Raw genomic sequence first — 21,523 nt, forward strand, 5'->3', positions numbered from 1 at the left:
AAGGAGCGAGTGAGTGCGCGACGAATGCCAGGGTGCTCACGGCGAAAGGCCCTGCTGGCGCTGGCCCTTGGCAGCCTGTTGCTACTGGTGCTGCTACCGCTGCTCTTGCTGCTGTCTTCGCCAAAGCCGGATTTGTATCGGCACTACCCACAAAGCAGCGCTTACTTTGCTGCCAATGGCGACTTACTGAGTCTGCGCTTAGCCGCTGATCAGCGTTACCGGCTGCGCGTACCTTTGGACGATATCGCCCCGGCGCTGCAGCAAGCCACGCTGTTGTACGAAGATCGGCGCTTTTACCAGCACTATGGCCTTGATGTACGTGCTGTTGGCCGTGCTTTTTGGCACAGTGTGCTGCAAGGGGGGCGGCGTCAGGGGGCTTCAACGCTGAGCATGCAGCTGGCGCGGCTGCGCTTTCAGCTGGATAGTCGTAGCCTTGGCGGTAAGCTCAGGCAACTCGGTTATGCGCTTTATCTGGAGCGGCATTTTAGCAAAGACGAACTGCTGGAAGCCTACTTTAATTACGCCCCTTACGGCGGCAATATCGAGGGAGTGGCGGCGGCCAGCCTGATTTACTTTGGCAAAGAAGCGCACCGGCTGACGGTGGCGGAAGCTTTAGCCCTGAGTGTGATCCCGCAAAACCCGAATCAGCGCAGCCCGCATACCATGGCAGGCCAACAGCAGCTCGAGCTGGCGCGCCAGCGCTTAGTGGCACTCTGGCTGGCAGAACCCGGGGCAGCCGAGTCAGCTAGCGCTGAACGCTTGCGTTTACCGCTGCGTTTTTATCATCGCTCGGACTTGCCTTACCAGGCACCGCATTTTATCAATCAATTGCAGGCGCAGGGCCAGAGCGAAGGGCGTTTTTACACCAGTCTACACCCTCAGTGGCAGCAGCAGTTGGAGCAAGGGGTGGCCTCTTATTTGCGGCGGCATGCCGACCAGGGTTTTCACAATGCCAGTGTATTGCTGGTACAGCGTAGCACCATGCAGGTACAGGCCTGGCTTGGCTCGGCCGATTTTTACAACGAGGCGATTTTCGGGCAGGTCGATGGCGTCAGCGCCAGGCGCTCACCCGGCTCAGCTTTAAAGCCTTTTGTCTATGCGTTGGCACTGCAACAAGGTTTGATCCACCCGCAAAGCCTGCTCACCGACTTGCCGCGCCGTTATGGCCATTTTAATCCGGAAAATTTCGATCGACAGTTTGTTGGGCCAATCAGCGCAACCGAAGCACTGATTAACAGCCGCAATGTGCCGGCGGTGCAGCTGCAGGCCGGCCTTAAGCAACCGGATTTTTATCAATGGTTGCAGCAGGCCGGTGTTGGGCTGCCGCAAGCCGCCGAGCATTATGGCCTGGCGCTGGTGCTGGGGGGGATGGAGCTGAGCATGCAGCAACTGGTGCAGCTGTATGGGATGCTGGGCAATCAGGGCCGCTGGCAGCCACTTCGCTGGCAAGCGGAGGTGCAGGCTTCGCCCACAGCAGCACCGCAACTGCTCACCCCGGAAGCTGCTTTTTTAACGCTGGATATGCTGCGCCAGCACCCAAAACCGCAGCATGGCTTATTACACGAATTGCTGGAAGGCGCGCCTGTGGCCTGGAAAACCGGTACCTCCTATGCGTTTCGGGATGCCTGGTCGGTTGCGCTGAGCGGCGATTACCTATTGGCCGTCTGGCTGGGCAATTTCGATGGCCGGGGCAACCCCAACCTTGTTGGCCGCAGTGCCGCCGGCCCCTTGTTGTTTGAACTGTTGGCAAAATTACCCCGCCAGCCCGCGCAAGAGCAGCGTTTATTTAACCCGGCCGCGTCGCTCAATCTAAAGCAGGTGGCGCTTTGCAGCCGCAGTGGCGAGCTGCCCAACCGCTACTGCCCGCATAGCCAGCCGGGTTGGTTTATTCCCGGCGTGTCGCCGATTAAGGTATCGGATGTCCACCGCGCTGTGCCGATTGATATCGCCACCGGGTTACGCGCCTGCCGCCATCAGCCTCCGGCCACGGAGCTGAAGGTGTTTGAGTTTTGGCCATCGGATATCGCCTTTGCCTATCAGATGTCGGGGTTGATGCTGACCGCACCGCCGCCTTATCAGCAGGCCTGTAGCGGCCAGCCGGCCTTGTCGCAGCAAGCGCCGCAAATCCGCTCGCCGCAACCGGCGCTTACTTACCAGTTAGGCAACCGGGCCGAGCAGCAACAAATCGCCCTGCAGGCCAGCTTCGACGGCGCCGTCAGCAAAGCCCACTGGTTTTTGGATAACCGCTACCTTGGCTCCGTTTCACCGGGAGAAACCTTGTTCTGGCAAGGCGAAGCCGGCGAGTTTCAATTGCGGGTGGTGGATGATTTAGGCGGGGTTGCCAGCCAGCGACTGCGGGTGCAGTAAGTATTAATCGGGATATCGCAACACGCTTGAGGCTGACCCAGGCACCGCAGTGCGACACTTTGTCGCATTACCTTTTGGCTTCAAAGCACCTACCATAGCCGCTATCTCTTGTTGCTGCGCAGCGAACCGGCTTTGCTGGCGCTATTTTTTCGGTGAACCTACTATGCCCACAATTATTTCCTCGCATCACTTTGCGCTGGCCCCGCTGACGGTGGCTATCTGTCTTGGTTGCCTTGCGGCCCATCCGGCTGCGGCTTCTGACCGGGGCGTTGAACGAATTCGTATTGAAGGCCAGCAGCCGCTGCGCGGCACGCAGCAGCAACAACTGGATGAAGCTGCCATTCAAAAACAGCTTGCCGCGACCAGCGATACCGCCAGTTTACTGGCCATGCTGGCCGGGGTTAGTGTGCAGCAAGCGGGGGCGGTCTCCGGTTTGCCGGTGATCCGCGGCCTGGCTGATGACAGGCTCAGGGTCAAAGTGGATGGCATGGATCTGATTTCGGCCTGCCCAAATCACATGAACCCGCCGCTGTCCTACATGGCTCCTACCGATGTGGGGCGCATCACTGTCTTTGCCGGCATCAGTCCGGTCAGTCTGGGCGGTGACAGCATTGGCGGTAGCATCATCAGTGAGTCCAAAGCCCCGGTATTTAGCTCTGAAGCCAGCTTTGCCGGAGAAATCGGATCCTTTTACCGCAGTAACAATCAGGCTCGTGGGGCCAACATTAAGCTGGATTACAGCAGCGCCGCGCTCTTTGCCAGTTATAGCGGTAACTGGAGTCGCGGCAATAATTACCGTGCTGCAGCGGATTTTAAAACCCTCGAAGCCACTGGTCGGCCAAACCATAGCCTGCCGCTGGACGAAGTTGGCTCCAGCGCCTATGAAACGCAAAATCACAGTCTGCGGCTGGCGCTTACTACCCGGCAGGATGTCGTCGATCTGCAACTGGGCTACCAGAACATGCCCAGCCAACTGTATCCCAACCAGCGGATGGATCTGCTGGATAACCAACAGCGGCGTATTAATCTGAGCTGGGATCGCAGCACGACTTGGGGCCAGGTTCACAGCCGTATCTATCATGAAAGTGTCGAGCACTTTATGGATTTTGGGCCAGACAAACAGTTCTGGTACGGCAGCAATGCGATGGGCGGGCAGCCTTGCGACCCCATCCGTTTTCATGGAGATCCCAACGGGACTTGTGCCGCCGGTATGCCGATGCACTCTGATGCCGACACCCTGGGCTTTCGGCTTAGTGCCGAGTTGGAGCGCTCCGCGACCGATAGCATTCGCCTGGGGGTAGAGTACCAGCAGTTCCGGCTGGACGACTACTGGACGGCCTCCGGTGGGGGTATGGGCCCGGGCACCTTCTTAAATATCCATGATGGCAAACGTGATCGCCGGGCCCTGTTTGCCGAGCATGAGCTGCAAGCTTCTGCCGCTTGGGTGCTGCTGTATGGTGTGCGGTTGGAGTCGGTATTGCGGGATGCCAGCCCGGTGCAAGGCTATTCCACGGCGATGAATGCGCCAGGCATGCAGCTGATGAATGCCGCGGCCTTTAATCAGGCTGAACGCCGAATCACCGACAACAATCTGGATCTTACGGTGCTAAGCCGCTATGCGGTCAACCGGAACTGGCAACTGGAGCTGGGAGCCGCCCAAAAAGTACGCAGCCCTAACTTGTATGAAACCTATCCCTGGTCGTTCTGGCCGATGGCCGCTTCGATGAACAATTTGGTGGGCGATGGCAACGGTTATGTGGGTAACCTGGCGCTAAAACCGGAGAAAGCACAGACCGTCTCAGCCAGCCTGAGCTGGCTGAGCGACAATCAGCTGCATCAAGTCAGTCTGAATGCCTACCATACCCGGGTGAAAGACTTTATCGATGCGGCGGCAGCCAACGCCAACTGGCAAGCTGGCCAGTTCAATGTGCTGCAGTACCAAAACCAGGCAGCACGCCTGCAGGGGTTGGATTTCACCGCGGCCACTCAGTTGGCAGCCAATGCCAGTGGTCTATGGCAACTGCATGGCAACATCAGCTATCTGGATGCCAAAAATACCGATACGCAAGATGGCCTATACCAAACGCTGCCATGGCAGGCCCGCTTTAGTCTGCAGCAGCAACTGGCTGGTTGGGACAATAGCCTGGAGTGGCAGGTCGTCTCGGGCAAGCAGCGCTTATCAAGTATTCGCAATGAAGTGGATACCGCCGGTTATGGCCTGCTCAACCTTCGGCTTAGCCACAGCTGGCAGAGGTTACGGCTGGATCTTGGGGTAGAAAACTTACTGAACAAATTTTACACCTTACCGGCAGGTGGTAGTTATGTTGGCCAGGGCACCACCATGTCGCTGAACGGGATCCCCTTTGGCATTGGCGTGCCGGGTATGGGGCGCTCTGCCTATGCCGGCATGCAGCTGAGTTTTTAAAGGGGCAACTTTGTTGGATGGCTAAGCACCCAGCAGGCGTTTGGTATTGTCATTCTGCGGAAACATAAAGCTTTTACTCTAAAGTTTTTCTCTGGAGTAGATAGCATGTCTTATGTATCCCGCCGGGATTTTTTAAAATTTTCAGCCTCCTGCCTGGCTGTGGCAGGCGTGTCAACCCTGCTGACTGGTTGCAACCCGCTTGGTTCACAGCAGCAATTAAGCGCTGTGGTGTTCAGTCATGGTGTGGCCAGTGGTGATGCCAGCCAGAGCGCTATCATCCTGTGGACCAGAGCTATTCCAACCCTGGCTACTGAAAACACCATTACTCTGGCCTGGCAGTTGGCAACAGATGCTGAGTTTAGTGAACTGGTGCGTAGTGGCCAGGCCAGCACCTCTGCGGAGAAAGACTTTACCGTGAAAATTGATGTGCAGCAGTTGGTTGCAGGCCAGCGCTATTACTACCGCTTTATCGCAGCCAATGGTGAAAGCCGGGTGGGCCAGACACGGACTCTGCCAGCAGAAGGATTGGCGCCCTGGAAGCTGGCGGTCTTTTCCTGCTCCAATTATCCGGCCGGTTATTTTCATGTATACCGGGAAGCGTGCAAACGGCAGGACCTGGATGCTGTGGTGCACTTAGGGGACTACATTTACGAGTACCCGGCTGATGGCTATGCCAGCGAGTATGCTGAGCAGCTCGGGCGAACCCTGGCACCTGATAACACCACTGAAACCATTAGCTTGACAGATTACCGCAAACGGTATGCGCTGTACCGGACCGATCCTGACTTGCAAGAACTGCATGCCACCTTGCCCTGGTACCTGGTGTGGGATGATCATGAAATCAGCAACGATACCTGGTACAGCGGCGCCGAAAATCATCAGCCAGAGACCGAGGGGGATTTCTTCGTCCGTCGGGCGGCAGCGGTGCAGGCCTACTACGAGTGGTTGCCTATTCGTCCACCGATGGGGGAAGAGAGCATTCAGATCTACCGCAGTTTTCAATGCGGTGACCTGGCCAGTTTGTATTTGCTGGATACCCGTTTGATTGCCCGCGATCAACAGCTGGATTACAAAGATTTTATCGATCCACAAAGTGGAGCCTTTGCCACAGATGCATTTCGCCAGGCTATGGGAGCGGAGCGGGCTTTATTGGGGGCAGAGCAGTTGCAGTGGCTGAGCGGGCAGTTGCGTGGATCCAAAGCCAAATGGCAGCTACTGGGTCAACAGGTGCTGATGGCGAAAATGCATTTGCCGGCAGAGTTGCTGGCTGTGACCGATTACAGCACTTTACCGGCGAAACTGCAGGACTTAACCGCTGCCAAACAGCGGGTGTTGTTGGCACAGCAGCAGGGGCGGGATCCCGAGCCAACCGATCTGGCCAGAGTCTCGCAGCTTATGCCTTACAACCTGGATGCCTGGGATGGCTACCCGCGTGAGCGCGAACAGCTGTTTGCGACCGCCAAAATGCTGAATAAACCTTTGGTTGTACTGGCAGGAGACACCCACAATGCCTGGCACAGCGTGCTGAGCGATCAGCATGGGGAAGTGGTTGGAGTAGAGTTTGCCACCGCCAGTGTCAGCTCGCCGGGCATCGAAAAGTACCTGTCAATTGCACCAGAGCAGGCCGCCGGGCTGGCGGCTGCTTTTCAACTGCTGATGCCGGATTTGCAGTGGTGCAATGTGCATCAACGCGGCTTTATGGTACTGGACATTACCGCAGCAGAGGTGCAGTGCCACTGGCAGTTTATTGATAGCATTGTAACCCCGGACTACCAGCCTGGCGCAACGCATCAGGCCAGCTTTACGGGTTAGGTTGTCAGGAGATGAAGAGCCCCTGCACAGCAGGGGTTGTCGCATACACTAGGGTGTCTTGTGTTGGAACTGCCAGGACAGGCCAGTATCGAAACGGGCGGGAAAACCTGGCCAGCCACTTTGTTCCGGGCTGGTGGCCTGCCCTGCTGTGGGGGTTGGGCTTAGCTGCAAATACGTACAATGATGTTGGATTTGTTTCAAATGGCAATCAAGCATCGCCAGAGCAAAGTGTTGATTGATGGCATTGATGCTGGCTATCGACCAGCTTGGTTCATGATAATGTGCAAAGTCCATCGCATTTTGCCGCGCTACGGCGGGAGCAGGGTGTGGTGCGATGTTGTGGCGGGCATGATGATACGTTAGCAGGTACTTGCTGGGGCTGCCGCTTTGGTCATACAACCATTGCATGCCAGCGTAATCCGATACATCGTCTTGATCGCCTGCCCAGTACATGATCGGAACCTGTACCTGCTGCAAGGCACTGGCAGAAAACAGGCGGTGCTGTCCGCCCCAGGGAGCGATGGCGATAGCCGCTCGCCAGGCAGGATCAACCTGGATATCCGTCATCTGCCCTCCGGCACAGCTGTTCAGTAATTGCTGCAGTGCCGCTGTTTGCTCGGGATCGGAGCTGTCGGTCAAGGCCTGAATGCTCGCTGCAGGAAAGTCAAAACAGCCTCCCACCGTATTGATGGCGCCATAGCCGCCCATCGAATAGCCAACCACAGCCGCGCTGTTGGTATCAATAAGATTTTGCAGTGGACTCTGTGGTTGCCGAAAGTGCTCAAGCACAAACTGCTGATCGCGCGAGCGATGATACAAGGTGTTCAAAAACCCCTGAAAAGGCGCCTGCAAGGCATCGATTTCGGCGTTGGTTGAATGAGGATGATCCAGTGCAGCCACCACATAGCCATGCGATGCCAGATGCTCACCCAGATAGAACATTAGGGTGCGGTAGCCGGTATAGCCATGCGACAGCACCACCAGGGGGAAGCGCTGTTCCTGAAGAGCATCGGCATCCCGCCAGGCATGGCCTTGCAGTCGGAAGGGGAGGCCGCTTTTGGTCACATTGTCGTAGATGGCAAGTGCAGAGGTTGTAGCGACAGTCGCTGGATACCAAACTTCCAGTAGCAAGGTGCGATCTTCGTATTGTTGGCTTGCCGGCTCCCATTGATGAGGATGCACGGCCTGAATGGTCGTTACCCCCACTGCATAGGGACCCGGTTGTGAAAGACTGGGTTGCAAAGCAGCAGGGCGGATCGGGTACAACTGCTCGGCGGCAAGATCCGTGTTAGGTGTCATGGCTGCGAACAGCAAGCCTGAAAGAAACGCTAAGGTCATGGGGTGAGACTTCCTGACATAAAAGAGGCAACTAAGCTGGTGCAGGCAGATGCCTGCACCAGCATTCAGGGCGTTACATAAAGGTTTTACGCAGCTCCAGCCCCACCATGCGTGGCGGGCCTGCAATAAAGCTGGGGTAGCCAAAAGCAGCACCGGTATTGCCTGCATCCACCAGGTATTCTTTATTGAACAGGTTGTTGGCAAACAGGGTGATGGCCCAGTTGTGCTGGCTGTTTTCCAGGCCCAGCCGCAGGCTGGTTTGTTGCACAGCCGCTTGGCTAATATTAAAACCGGCCACCGGCGCATTGTCTTCTTCGAAGAAGATATCGCTGCGGAAGGTATAGAGCAAGGAACCGGTCATGCGGTAGTGGCGATTCAGGTCATGGCCGTACAGCAAGCCGGTACCAAGCGTATACTCGGGCTGCAAACGGAAGCGATTGCCGGCCAGGTCTCCATTGCTGCTGTTTTCATCTATTTTGGCATCAATCCAGGCCAGGTTGGCGAACCACTCCAGATCCGGTGTAATGGCCGCTTTTAGCTCGGCTTCCACCCCAATGTTGTTGGCATTGCCGGCGTTATCCACGTAAAAATTACCGGCATCATCCTGCAGCGTCACCTGGAAATTGCTGTAATCCTGATAAAAAGCCGATACAGCATAGCGCAGTCGATTCGAAGCGGTACTGCCTTTCAAGCCAAGCTCGTAGTTCCAGACTGTCTCGGCCGGGATAATATCCACCCGCGGCACCACGCCAGCTGCGCTGTGGACCGAGCCCACATCCACCACTTCAGAGCGCCGGCCTTTAGACACAGTGGCGTAAAAGTTCAGATTGTCGTTTAAGCGATACAGTGCATTAAAGCGAGGCAACCAGCTGGAGAAACGGCCATCCGCACTAAAAATCTCATCATCCGTCGATGCCACCGGCAACAAAGGCACGCCAGCCAGCACCGAATTGCCAAAGTTTGAGGCGTAGCGGCTGGTTTTGTCTTCACGCACATAACGCAGGCCAGCGGTTAGCTCCAGCCGGTGGGTCAGGGCATAACTCAGATCAAAAAAAGCCGAGTACGCGCTGTGTTCACCAAAGTTCTGGAAATAGCCCTGATAGGGTAAGACGTCGAAAGCACCCTCGGTGAGTATCGGGGTCAGGATGGTGACGGAGCCATCGGCATTGATGCAGGGCACACCAGACGGAAGCATGCCCATGCAATTTAAGAAAATGGATTCTTCGGTGCTAAAAGGCACCCGTTGATTGCCGTCTTCATCAAAATAACTGACGCCAACAAAACCATTGAGTTTTTGCCCGCTGTAGGCCAAACGCAGCTCCTGGCTGAATTGTTTGCCAGTGGCATCCTCAGCAAATTCTAAAAACCAGGCCTGAGTACCGTCGGCATCAAAAACTTCGAGGGAGTCAAAACGACGCTTGGCACTGATGCTGGTCAACTGCCACTGGTCGTTGATATCCCAGTTCAGGGTCAGGTTTAGATCTTTTACCGTGCGGTCGATGCCCAAATCATCCTTACCAAACACCCCGGCTGCCACCGGGCTACCGCTGGCTTCCACAAAGCTGTATGGACTGGTGTCGCCACCGGTCGGTGCAAAGCGGCGACTTTTAAACGAGGTGCCGCTATCCGAATTTTTTTCGTAGTTGTACACCAGATCGATGGTGAGATCATCGCTTGGTGTAAACCGCAGCGATGGCCGGATGCCAAAGCGCTCGATGCCATTCAGATCGGGCTGGTTGGCTGCTATGTTCTCGATGTACCCGGCGCGTTCCCGGTAGGTAAAGGCCAGGCGTCCCTGCACTGTCGGTTGCCCACCGGTGATGTAGCCCTGAACATTTCTGGCGGAATAATTCCCCAAACCGGCCGTGATGCCCGCTTCAAAGTCTTCTTGTGGCTTACGGGTGGTGACACTTAAGGCCCCAACCGAGGCTGCAGTTCCAAACAAGGTGGCTTGTGGGCCTTTCACCACTTCTACCCGTTCAATGTCGAACAGCTCAAAGTAAGAACCGCGTGAGCGGGAGATATCAGTGCCGTTGTAGTACACCGAAACCCGGGGGGAGGCCTGCGACGAGCCGCTGTCCGAGGTAATGCCACGAATCACAAACCCCGGGTTATTCGGGCTTTGCTCCTGAATGATGAGCCCGGGGGTAATTTCAGACAGCACATCCAAATCCACAATACCCAACTGCTCCAGCATCTCGCCATTAAAAGCGCTCACCGTAACTGGCACATCCTGGATGGCTTGTACCCGCTTTTGCGTAGTGACGGTGATGCGCTCGACGCCATCATCGGTCTCTGCAACGGCTGTAGCCGACAGACCGGCCAGGCAGGTGATAACAATGGTACTAACTAACGATTTTTGAAATGGTGTGGTAGTCAATGACGCCATGAAATTAAACCCAAGTAAATAGTCTGGCCGGATAGAGTAGTTGCTCTAAATGACAATTGGGTGATACTTTGTTGATAGAAATATGAAACTATTTGGCGGGTGACAGAAACTGTAGAGGGTGTGTGTGGGGAGCTGCATTGTCCGCGCGGCAGGGCCGCGCGGTTCGCATTCATTACTTATTGGCTTCAATAAAAGGCACGGTAGAGTTTGGCAGCATGGTGCTTGGCAGTTTGCCATCCCAGCGCTCTGCTTTCACCAGCTCGACCAGCAATGGGTTATTAGCAAGCGACGCCGCCCGCTCCCGAATGGCTTCCGCCTCGGCGTTACCCCGTAACCGGATGCTGTCGGCTTCTGCCTGGGCTTGTGCCCGCACCCGATCCGCTTCTGCCGCAGCCCGGGTCCGCACGATATCAGCTTCCACCCGTTCACGCTCCAGGTTTTGCCGCTCACGCTCAACGGCCACTTCTGCCAGCATGCGCTGCTCGACGCTTTCTTCATAGGCAGCACTGAAAGACACATCCTCCACCTGCACGCCCAGAATAATCACTGGCCCAGTCACCGACTGCTGCACTGCTTGCGCCATTTCCAAATTCAACCGGCCACGCTCACGGATAGAGGTAGCCGCATTAAACTGGCCCAACACCGTTTTGGCTTCTTCCAGCACAATACGGGTGACCTGACGGTCAATCAGCGCCTGACGGGTACCGAAGTTACGGTAGACTTCATCCACCCGGCTGCTGTCAATCTGGTAGCGCACTGACAGGTTCATTACCGCCGGTTGCTGGTCATTACTGTACGCTTCCATATTGCGGTACAGCTCTACCTGCTCTTGCACTGAAATTTTACGTACGCTGTCGATAATGGGCAGTTTAAAATGCAAGCCTGGTTCGGCCACGTTAATCAGGCTACCGTAGCGGATGACCACACCACGCTCACCTTCATCCACGGTGTAGAAACTGCCGACTGCAAACAGCAGGATAAGAATCCCTAATGCCGCAGCAGCTGCGGTAAAAATGTTTTTATTTTTTGCCATTATTAATCGTCCTTCCTCTTTGACTTACCACTAATGATTTCATAGGCCTTAATCGAGCCCAGAATCACCAGAACTAACACAACAAAAAAGCCAATGAGTGATAATCCAAATCCCATAGCTCGCTCCTTCAAAAAACCTGAACGGCTATCATAACGGGATTTTCAGGCAAAATAACAACTTTTCACCCAGAAATTGCAACAGGTTGTTACAACTTTGGGCACCATAGGTGTATGCAGCAGGAAGATGCGCCTTCACATCATGTCAGGCGCAAGCTTCAGTTACGTTAGCGCCACTCCCTGAGAACAGCTTGCTGTCAGGGCGCCAGAGAGTGCAGTACCTCGGTGCCATGCAGCAGGTTGTCGTGCAGCGGACAGCGGGCGCAGACTTCATCCAAAAACTGCTGCTTTTCTGCATCCGTTAAATCGGCATCAATGCTGGCGCTAATACGGATTTGTGAAAAACCTACCCGGTCATCGCTCGGCTTGCCCATCAGGCCGGCCGGGTTGTAATCGCCTTCCACCGTGATTTGCATGCTGCGTAAGGTAATTTTTTGCTGAAAAGCCGCAATCCGGCCAATGGTACCAATGCAGCCACCTACCGCAAACAACATCATTTGCAACGGCGTTGGCCCGGTGCCACTGCCCTTGGCCGCTACCGGCTGGTCAATCATCACTTTGTGGCCATCAATGTCTGCGGCGATTGCAAAGCCATCTGCCATATTGGCCTGTACGGTTACGGTTTTATTGCTCATAAAGTTATCCTTAGCCTTGGTTACAAAGGCCCTAGCATATCGGTTGCAGCGAAGGGTGGCATGCGGCAGATCAAACTTCAGACCTTTAAATGATATTTTTCTAATTTAAAAGAGTGCCAACCGGACATCCCTAAGATCACAACAATAGGGGCAGAATCTGCTAAGCTGGTGACTTCTTCGATTTTGTTGTTAGTTACCCATAAGGAGCCAGCTATGAGCCGTCATTTTGAAAGCGCCCCCGGCCTGTGCGAGCAGCGCGACCCGGCCACCAACGACTTTGTCTTTAACCAAACCATGCTGCGCATTAAAGACCCAGCCGTCAGCCTGGACTTCTACACCCGGGTGCTCGGCATGACACTGGTGCGCAAGCTGGATTTCCCCGAAATGACCTTTTCACTGTTCTTCCTGGCCGCACTCAGCGAGCAAGAAACACAGCAGTGGTCCAAGGATACCGACGAGCGCACCATCCAAACCTTCAGCCGCCCGGCCATGCTGGAGCTTACCTGGAATTGGGGCAGCGAAAACGACGACAACTGCCAGTACCACAACGGCAACGACGAACCCAAAGGTTTCGGCCACATCGGCTTCGCCGTCCCCGACCTGACTGCCGCCTGCCAGCGCTTTGAAGATCTGGGCGTGCCTTTCGTGAAAAAACCAGCCGATGGCAAAATGAAAGACATCGCCTTTATCCGCGACCCGGATGGTTATTGGATTGAGATTTTTGAGCCTGCTCGGTTGCCGGAGGGATTGGCTGAGTTTTTGGGGTGAGCATTGTTGTTACCCCCTGAAGCCATTCAGCACTTGTGGCTGAATGGCTTTGTTGGTACAACAGGAAAAAGTGCATTGGATGCTTATGTCTGTCGATTTTTACAACCAAAATGCTGCACGTTTCGTTCGAGATACCGTCACGGTTGAGATGGCTGCACTGTACGATGAGTTCCTGCCCCACTTAAAAGCTGGGGCCCATATTGTTGATGCAGGCTGTGGCAGTGGCCGTGATACGCTTTTTTTCCTGCAACAAGGTTTTCAGGTAACTGCATTTGATGCAAGCGAGGCGATGGTCGCAGCTGCGCAGGAGTTAACCGGTAGAAAGGTGCTGCTGACTGACTTCAATGCCTTTTCTGCGCCGGAATTGGTCGATGCTATCTGGGCATGTGCTTCTTTATTGCATGTGCCTGTTGCAGCTCTCACAGAAACTTTTCGCCACTTAGCCAATCAGCTAAAGCCAGAAGGCATTTTTTACTGCTCGTTTAAGCAGGCTGAAGTGGATACTTCACGGGATGGCCGCCACTTTACCAACATGACTGAACAGCGGCTGGGTAACATGCTTAACAACACAACCTTGCAAATCCAGAAATGCTGGTCGACCAGTGATCTTCGTCCCGGGCGTGAAAATGAGCTTTGGCTCAATGCTTTGCTGGAGAAAAGCAGCGGATGAGTGCGCTACTTTGGCAAGGCCCCTTGCTGACATCTGGTGGAGCCTCGGATCCACTGCTGCCAAAGTTGGTTCAAGCCATCAACCACGCCACTGAAATTGAAATCAGCGTGGCTTTCATTCAACCATCTGGTCTGGAGTTATTGCTTCCTGCGCTTGAAGACGCCCTGGCAAATGGAGCGCAACTCTCGATTTTGACTTCAGATTACTTACTGATTACTTCTCCAATGGCCTTGCGCCAGTTATTGTTGTTGGCAGAGTGTGGGGCTCGGGTGCGATTGTTCTGCTGCAAGCCCGATACCGGTTTTCATATGAAAGCCTACATTTTTACCCGTAGCGTCCATGATGAAGAGATCAGCGGGTGTGCATACATCGGTTCCAGCAATATCAGCAAAGCTGCTTTGACCCTCAGTCACGAATGGTCGTTGCGTTATCAGTTTCATGGGGAGACCATACCTGCTGATTACAGCCATATTCGTGAACAATTTTTAGCTATTTTCAGCTATCCACAAAGTCTACCGCTGAACGAAGCACTGCTCGCTGATTACACCCGTCGTTACAAAGCGCAGCAACTACCCACGAAGCAACTAAGTATGGTGGGGGCGGAAAAAGAGCCTGAAATCATTCCCAACAGCGCCCAACAAGATGCACTTGAGTTGCTGGCTAAGACCCGAGCTAAAGGGTATCAACGCGGCTTGGTGGTACTGGCAACTGGCATGGGGAAAACCTGGTTGGCTGCCTTTGATGTCATGCAAATGGGGGGTGCTCGGGTATTGTTTGTGGCACACCGGGAAGAGATTTTACACCAGGCTCAGCGCACTTTTAGTTGGTTGTTGCCAGCCAAAAGCAGTGGCTTGTATGTCGGGAGTGAAAAAAATGCCACTGCGGATATGGTGTTTGGTTCGGTACAAACACTGTCTCAAACAGACAACCTGCAGAAATTTGCGGCTGATCATTTCGACTACATTGTGATAGATGAGTTTCATCATGCTGCAGGTCGTAGCTATCAGGCAATATTGTCGCACTTTCGCGCTAAGTTTTTACTTGGATTAACTGCTACACCTGAACGAACGGATCAAGCCGATATTCTGGCCCTTTGTGATCATAATCTGGTTTACCAACGCAATGTGGTGCATGGTATTGAAGAGGGGATTTTGGTTCCCTTTCATTATCACGGGCTGAATGACCCTTATGTGAATTATCAGGAAATCCCCTGGCGTCATGGGCGGTTCGATCCCACCGCACTGGACTCTGCTTTTGCGACCCAACAAAGAGCAAAGCATATTTTTCGGCATTGGCAAAGTTTGCGACAAAGCCGGACTTTGGCTTTTTGCATTTCGCGTCGACATGCTGATTTCATGGCTGAGTATTTTGGTCGCCATGGTGTTAAAGCTGCTGCTGTTTATCAGGGGAGCGCGCTGCGGCGAAACGAGGCTTTGCAGCAACTTAAAGCTGGCAAGCTTGAAGTGGTTTTTTCGGTCGATCTGTTTAATGAAGGCACCGACTTGCCAGCGATTGATACGGTACTAATGCTTCGGCCCACTGAGTCGAAAATTTTGTTTTTGCAGCAACTTGGCCGAGGTCTTCGGCAAAGCCCCGATACCGGCAAGCAGCACCTGGTGGTGGTGGACTTTATTGGCAATCACCGCTCATTTTTACTCAAACCTGCCACCCTTTTTCAGGATACTGCGACCAAAAAGCTGGCCGCATGGATGAAAAAGCCACCGACTCTGGCCGATGGCTGTTACATCAACTTTGCCCCTGAAGTTATTGATTACATGCAGCAACTTGCAAGGAGCATCCGAAATACCGCTTTAGAGGACTTGCAGCAACTAGCCGATGAATTAGGTCACCGGCCGTCTGCGGTAGAATTCTTTGAGGCGGGATACGATTTTGCGAAAGTACGCAAAGCTCACAAAAGTTGGTTTGAGTTGATTGCTCTTTATGAAGAAAACACCAGTTTCACTCAGCTCGTAGCGCGAAATAAGGAGTTTTTGCTGCGGGGGGTGGAAACGACCTCAATGAATAAAAGCTTTAAAATGATTTTACTCCGGGCTTTTCTGGAGCTGGACGGCTTTCGTAAGAAGATTACTGTGCAGGCACTGGCTGAGCGAAGCTGGCACATTATCTGGCGTCGCCCTGACTGGGCGCAGCAGGATATTAAAACCGACCTTCAATCGGAAGGTGCCAAAAGCCCGAAATGGCTTAAATATTGGTTGGATAACCCCATTAATTTTTATTGCGCCAAAGATCAGAAAGATCCACATGCTTGGTTCCGGCGCGAAGGTGATTTCTTTCAGATTAACTTTGAACTGAACGTTGATGATATTGAGCCGTTGGTAGCACTTGTTGATGAGCTGATCGATCTCAGGTTGGCGCAATATGCAAAAAGTAAGCAGGGCCGCAAAAATCAGCAAGCGGCTCACTCGGATAACGTTTTATCAGTGCCTCAATTTGCGGAAAAAGCCAAGGGATCATCTGCAAATGCAAACGTGCTGCCATTTTATCCAGACTTGAAAATTGCCTGTGGCCATTTTGGGCAAGGCTCACCAGACGGCGCTGAGATGCAAAGTCTACCCCTGCACTATGGCAACCTGAACCCAGAGCGGCATTTTATAGCGCCGGCAAAAGGGAATTCGATGAATGGCGGTAAGCAGCCTGTCCAGGATGGTGATCTGCTGCTGTTTGAGTGGGTCACGCCAAGCAGTGCCGGTTCGATTAGCAACAACACTATGGCAATAGAGCAGGTCGATGCTGCTGGAGATGCCCACTACTTGCTGCGTGAAGTTAAAAAGCAAGCCGATGGTCGTTATTTACTAAAAGCCACGAATCCAAATTACAGTGATTTGGAGGCTAGTGAATCTATGCGCACTTTTGCACGGCTCAAAACCATCATCGATCCAAAAGATCTCCAACCCACTGATTAACAAAGCTGATTAATTTTTGTTCCGTAGTCATTTGTTAACTGGTACAATGAGCGGGTAGTTTAACCAGTATTTGAGGGACCAAAAATGTCATTTGCACTTGTTCGTTCTGTAGTAGGTGCTGCTGTATTGGCAATCGCCAGTTTTAGCAGTCAGGCGTCGTTGATTGTAAACGGCGATTTTGAAGCCAACCCGATTAACCCCAACTCCTGGACCTGGATGTCATCCAGCCAAGTGCCTGGCTGGCAGGGCAGCAATATCGAAATCTGGAACTCGATGAATGGCGTGCAGGCGGTGACTGGCAATCATTTTATTGAGCTGAATGCGCATGGCAGCAATCAGGGTGCCTGGTCGATTTTCCAGAGCTTTGCCACAGATATTGGTCAGAGCTATGAACTGAGTTTTTATTACCGTGCCCGTAACGGTAGCAATGAGCAGTTTGAAGTGACGGTGGCGGATTTAAGCCAAACGCTAAACGATCACACCAACCAAGGCTGGAGCTTTTTTAGCAGCAGCTTTGTTGCGACCGATACCAATACAACCTTGCGGTTTACTTCGCACAACAGCGGCACCATCGGCAACTTTCTGGATGGTGTGAGCGTGGTGGCGCAGCAAGGTGTGGCGGCAGTGCCGGCACCTGCGACCATGGGTGTGATGGCTCTTGGTTTGTTGCTGCTGGGGGCAGGGCGTCGATTCACCCACCGTTGAAACTTACAAACTGTCTTTTCAAAAGCCGCTGTCAGCGGCTTTTATCGTTTATGGGGGCCGAGCCTGAAGCCTGGCAGTTTAAATTAGCAATTTCTTGCTTTAATGCTTGCAAATCCAGTACGGAGCTGGCTAGATTATTGAAAAGTGCCCCATGAATTGGAGGAAGGAGTCTATGTTGTAGTGGGTGGTTGCTGCGGTTGGCGCTTTGCCAAAGTCGCTGCTGCCATTACTGGTTGGTTGATAGAAGGATCTGCTATGTATCGATTGTTGCTGTTTATTGCCCTTACTGTGTTGTCCTGGCACAGCCTTGCCGAGCGTATTCCCCGTATTGAGCAGCAGATGGATGCTGACATCCAGTGGCCGCTTCGCTTCCCTTCCAGCCAGCAGTTGGATGCCTGGTTGCATGACCTTCAAAAACAGACAAACTCAGACACCTGGTATCGGGTGCAAGCCATGCGTTTACTGACACAAGGCCTGGAGCCTGCACAGGCTGAGATAAGCAGGGAGGCTTTGCAGGCGCTGCTGTTGCAGGCCGGGCAGGTTTCGGTGGAAGCGCAGTTGGAAGTATTGAATGCTTTGCTGGAGCTGCAACTGCAGCAGCAACATTACAAAGACGCCTTGGCATTGCAGCCACAAGTGGTTGCCTTGTTGGCACACGATCTAACGCCACGTTTGCAGTTCCAGTTGCATTTACAGCTTGGTCGGGTATTGAAAGCCAATGGTGAGCTGGAGCAAGCACTGCATTTTTTTCTAAAAGCGCACCATGAAATTTTGTTGCTGGATATGCGGGGCACTGACTACCGGCGGCAGTATTTGCAGTTGCAATTGGCCCGTATTCAGAGCCGGTTGCAGAATTACCATTATGCCATTCAAATTGCCTCGCAAGCATTGCAAGCCTCTTACGAGCATGGGCTGGATCTGTTGCTGCCAGAACTCTATCTGGTACGTGGAGCAGCGGCTCAACTGGCCGAGGGCACCACAGAGCAGGTTATGGCTGATTTTAAAGCGGCTACAGCCGTAAAGGATCCACAGGCTTTGGGTCGGGTGCAGATGCTGGGCTTTAACAATTTGGGCGCGGTGCACTTGCATCGTAGAGAGTTTGAGCAGGCGCTGACTTATTTAGACCAAGGGATTGCTATTGCAGAAAGATTAGGCAATGACCGCGAAATCCATGTGATGCGTTTTAACATTGGCTATGTGCTGGTGCTGCAAGATCTGGTAGAGCAGGGCTTGCCCATGATGGAGCAGGCCTATGCCGCTTTCTCGGACCTGGCCACGCCTGGTATGCAGGGCATTATGTTGGGACATCTGGCAGATGCCTACCATGAAGCTGGGTTATTGGTTCAAGAGAATGAAGCATTGCGCCAACAGCGCCAAATTCGGGATCAGGTGTTGGCGGTTGAGCGTGACCGTGTATTCAGCGAGTTGCAGGTGCAATTTGAAGCCCAGGAGCAGGGGTTGCGTATTCAGTTGCTGGAGCAGGCCAATGCACTACGGGATGAACGCCTGACAAGGGCGCAGCGTGAACGTACTTTGTACATAGGCCTGGTGACCATCTTGTTGCTGGGACTGACCGGTGCCTTGCTAGCGATTCGGAAGGTACGACGCTTGAATGCCCAGTTGGATGACTTGTCGAAACGGGATCCGCTGACTCAGCTGTTAAATCGCAGGGCTTTATCGGCCATGGGGCACGCCAAAGGCGATTTGTTGGTGTTACTGGATGTGGATCACTTTAAGCAAATCAATGATCGATATGGGCATGAAAAGGGTGATGCTGTTTTGACAGCGTTGGCCGAGCGTCTGATAACGGCGGTGCGCAAAGACGACCAGGTCTTGCGCTGGGGCGGCGAGGAGTTTCTGCTGATTTTGCGTGGGGTAGGAGAGCATGCCGTTGAAGACAACCTGATCAAATTATGCAATGCCCTACGCTTTGAGCCTATCGCCGATCTGGAAGTAACCGCCAGCGGTGGTGCGGTGTTGCTGCAGGAAGGACAAGCCATGCAGCAAGCACTGCAACAAGCCGATGCCTTGTTGTATCAGGCCAAGGCACAAGGCCGCTGCCAAATTCACTATCAAGCCAGTGATGGTCTGGTATCGGTGCTGCGCTAGCGACGATATTGCAGGTGGTCAATTAACGCCTGTAGCCTGCCATTAGCCGAGCCTTTTTCCGCTGTCGTTGTGCCTGTGCTAAAGTAGCCGGCGGTATAACGACAGAGGATAGCTCATGATCGCTCGCTTCTCCGGCCGCCTGACGGCGGTTTTGACTTTATCGGCCAGCCTGCTGTGGGCGGGCCTGGCCCAGGCCGAGGCACCAAGGCCACTTACGCCTGAAGATCTGTGGGCGGTGCAACGGCCATCGGCACCGGTGATGGCGCCGGATGGTAAAAGTGCGCTGTATGGTGTTAGCAGCTACAGCATGGAGACCGACCGCGGCACCACAGCCCTGCATTGGCTGAACCTGCAAAATGGCCAAAGCCAGCAGCTGACCTTCCCGGCCAGTGGCAGCGACAGTGGGGCGGTGTGGCGGCCCGATGGCAGCAAGATTGCTTTTGTGTCGCGCCGTCAGGCTGAGCGCAACCAGATTTTTGTAATGCGGATGGATGGTGGTGAGCCACGCCAGCTGACCGATTTGCCGGTGGCCGTCTCGGCCGTGCAGTGGATGCCGGATGGTCAGAGCCTGGTGTTTATGGCCCAGGTGCCAGCCGATTTTGACGGCGACTTTGCGGCATTGAAAGCGCAGCAAGCTGAAAAGGCCAACTCCAAAGTCTCGGCCTTTGTCACCGAGAACCGTTTGTACCGGCATTGGGATCGCTTCTTAGAGCAAGATGCCTATCCGCGCTTGTTCCGGGTGCAACTGGCCAGCGGCGAAGTCACTGAGCTAACGCCGGGCTGGCAGCGCTATTTCAACATTGGCGGTGGTATCAGCTATGACATCTCGCCCGATGGCCGGCAAATTGCGCTATCGGCCAATACCACAGAGCCCCCTTTTGATGACTTTAAAGCCGATGTGCTGTTGCTGCAAACTGATGGCAGTGGCAGCTACGTCAATCTAAGCCCCGACAATACCGGCCGGGATATCAATCCGGTATTTAGCCCGGATGGTCGCTACCTGCTGTGGGGCCGTAGCTTGCGCAATGACTTTTACGCCGATCAGATCAATCTGCTGCAGTACGATTTACGCAGCGGCCAGAGCCGCATTTTAACCAGCGACTTTGATCACACTCCGGTCAACTGGCAGTATTCGCGCAATGGCCGGCAGATTTTCTTCCAGGCCGATGACAGGGCCATGACCTCCTTGTTTGCCATGCCGGCGCGGGGCGGCGCCATTCGCGAAGTGCTGCGTGGCGGCACCAATACTGGCCTGGCTGAAACCGCCGATGGCCGTTTGCTCTTTGTGCACCATGGTATGACCCAGATGCCAGAGCTGTTTAGTGTGCGGGCCAATGGCCGCGATCTTCGTCAAATTACCCAACTGAATCAGGCGCTGCAAGACAGCATCGACTGGGGCAAGGTGGAGAATGTGACCTATGCTGGTGCCAATGATGTCCCGGTGCAAATGTTTGTGGTGTACCCGCCAAACTTTGATGCCAGCAAGAAGTGGCCGGTGCTGAACCTGCTGCATGGTGGGCCGCATGGCTTCTTTGGCGATACCTTTCATTTTCGCTGGAACGCGCAGGTGTTTGCTGCAGCCGGTTACATTACCATTCTACCGAACTTCCACGGCTCGACCAGCTTCGGTCAGGACTTTGCCATTTCTATTCATGGCGATCACCCAACCAAGCCCTTTATTGACTCGGAGCGGGCTATCGATTTTATGTTAGAGCGCCCCTATGTTGACGGCAATCGCCTGGCGGCGGCCGGTGGCAGCTACGGTGGCTATCTGGTCAGTTGGATAGCGGGCCATACCGATCGCTATCAGGCATTGATAAACCACGCTGGGGTCTACAACCTAAAAGGTCAGTTTGCTTCCGATACCACCTCACAGCGGGTGCATGCTTATGGTGGTGCCCCCTGGGATGGTATGGAACAAGTGCTGCAAGTCAGTCCTTCCATGCATGCCGCCAACTTTAAAACACCGATGCTGATTATTCACGGTGAGTTGGATTACCGGGTACCAGTGACTCAGGGCTTTGAAATCTATGGTGTTTACAAAGGCATGGGGCTGGATGCGCGGCTGGTGTACTTCCCGGATGAAAATCATTGGATCTTAAAGCCGAATAACTCGGTGTTCTGGTTCAATGAATTTACCGGCTGGCTGGACCGCTACTTAGGCCCAGGCCCGAAAGAGTAAACAGCGCGCATTAACAGCATAAAAAAAGCCCCGCCAGTCAACCGGCGGGG

General features: G+C 53.9%; 13 protein-coding genes. 9 read left to right on the top strand and 4 right to left on the bottom strand.

Going from position 1 to position 21,523, the window contains the following annotated elements:
- The first annotated feature begins 9 nt into the window (after positions 1-9).
- From pbpC to ABC502_RS12385, 3 genes are all read left to right on the top strand, one after another.
- Entirely contained in the window at positions 10-2,367 is a 2,358-nt protein-coding gene (gene pbpC, locus ABC502_RS12375) for a penicillin-binding protein 1C (RefSeq protein WP_345916087.1), read from the top strand.
- 163 nt (positions 2,368-2,530) lie between these two features.
- Positions 2,531-4,792: a TonB-dependent receptor gene (locus tag ABC502_RS12380; RefSeq protein WP_345916088.1), complete on the top strand. Its 2,262-nt coding sequence runs from the start codon at positions 2,531-2,533 to the stop codon at positions 4,790-4,792.
- 105 nt (positions 4,793-4,897) lie between these two features.
- Positions 4,898-6,604, top strand: a complete 1,707-nt coding sequence (locus tag ABC502_RS12385) for an alkaline phosphatase D family protein (protein WP_345916089.1) — start codon at positions 4,898-4,900, stop codon at positions 6,602-6,604.
- Between the two features lie 48 nt (positions 6,605-6,652).
- Here ABC502_RS12385 and ABC502_RS12390 read toward each other — a convergent pair whose 3' ends face one another.
- The 4 genes from ABC502_RS12390 to ABC502_RS12405 form a co-directional block, all read right to left on the bottom strand.
- Positions 6,653-7,942: an acetylhydrolase gene (locus ABC502_RS12390; protein ID WP_345916090.1), complete on the bottom strand. Its 1,290-nt coding sequence runs from the start codon at positions 7,940-7,942 to the stop codon at positions 6,653-6,655.
- A 73-nt stretch (positions 7,943-8,015) separates the two neighbouring features.
- A complete protein-coding gene (locus ABC502_RS12395; protein WP_345916091.1) occupies positions 8,016-10,331 on the bottom strand; it encodes a TonB-dependent receptor in 2,316 nt (771 codons plus the stop codon).
- Between the two features lie 172 nt (positions 10,332-10,503).
- The gene (locus tag ABC502_RS12400) at positions 10,504-11,364 is read right to left on the bottom strand and encodes an SPFH domain-containing protein (protein WP_345916092.1); all 861 of its coding nucleotides are present in this window, start codon (positions 11,362-11,364) and stop codon (positions 10,504-10,506) included.
- A 313-nt stretch (positions 11,365-11,677) separates the two neighbouring features.
- Positions 11,678-12,115 (bottom strand): OsmC family protein, encoded by a 438-nt coding sequence (locus ABC502_RS12405; protein WP_345916093.1) that lies wholly within the window; start codon positions 12,113-12,115, stop codon positions 11,678-11,680.
- Positions 12,116-12,328: 213 nt separating this feature from the next.
- On the opposite strand from ABC502_RS12405, the gene gloA reads away from it, so the two are divergent.
- The 6 genes from gloA (at position 12,329) to ABC502_RS12435 (ending at position 21,473) form a co-directional block, all read left to right on the top strand.
- Entirely contained in the window at positions 12,329-12,883 is a 555-nt protein-coding gene (gloA, locus tag ABC502_RS12410) for a lactoylglutathione lyase (RefSeq protein ID WP_345916094.1), read from the top strand.
- A gap of 85 nt (positions 12,884-12,968) precedes the next feature.
- A complete protein-coding gene (locus ABC502_RS12415; RefSeq protein ID WP_345916147.1) occupies positions 12,969-13,553 on the top strand; it encodes a class I SAM-dependent methyltransferase in 585 nt (194 codons plus the stop codon).
- Positions 13,550-16,477 carry a DEAD/DEAH box helicase family protein gene (locus ABC502_RS12420; protein WP_345916095.1) on the top strand — a complete coding sequence of 976 codons (2,928 nt, stop codon included), beginning with the start codon at positions 13,550-13,552 and terminating at the stop codon, positions 16,475-16,477. The genes ABC502_RS12415 and ABC502_RS12420 overlap by 4 nt, the downstream gene beginning before the upstream one ends.
- Before the next feature lie 84 nt (positions 16,478-16,561).
- Complete coding sequence (locus ABC502_RS12425; RefSeq protein ID WP_345916096.1) at positions 16,562-17,182, top strand: DUF642 domain-containing protein; 621 nt, start codon at positions 16,562-16,564, stop codon at positions 17,180-17,182.
- 255 nt (positions 17,183-17,437) lie between these two features.
- Positions 17,438-19,291, top strand: a complete 1,854-nt coding sequence (locus tag ABC502_RS12430; protein ID WP_345916097.1) for a GGDEF domain-containing protein — start codon at positions 17,438-17,440, stop codon at positions 19,289-19,291.
- 115 nt (positions 19,292-19,406) lie between these two features.
- Positions 19,407-21,473 (top strand): S9 family peptidase, encoded by a 2,067-nt coding sequence (locus tag ABC502_RS12435; protein ID WP_345916098.1) that lies wholly within the window; start codon positions 19,407-19,409, stop codon positions 21,471-21,473.
- Positions 21,474-21,523: the final 50 nt, after the last annotated feature.

Source organism: Alkalimonas sp. NCh-2, from assembly GCF_039631345.1.
GTDB classification, from domain to species: Bacteria; Pseudomonadota; Gammaproteobacteria; order Enterobacterales; family Alteromonadaceae; genus Alkalimonas; species Alkalimonas mucilaginosa.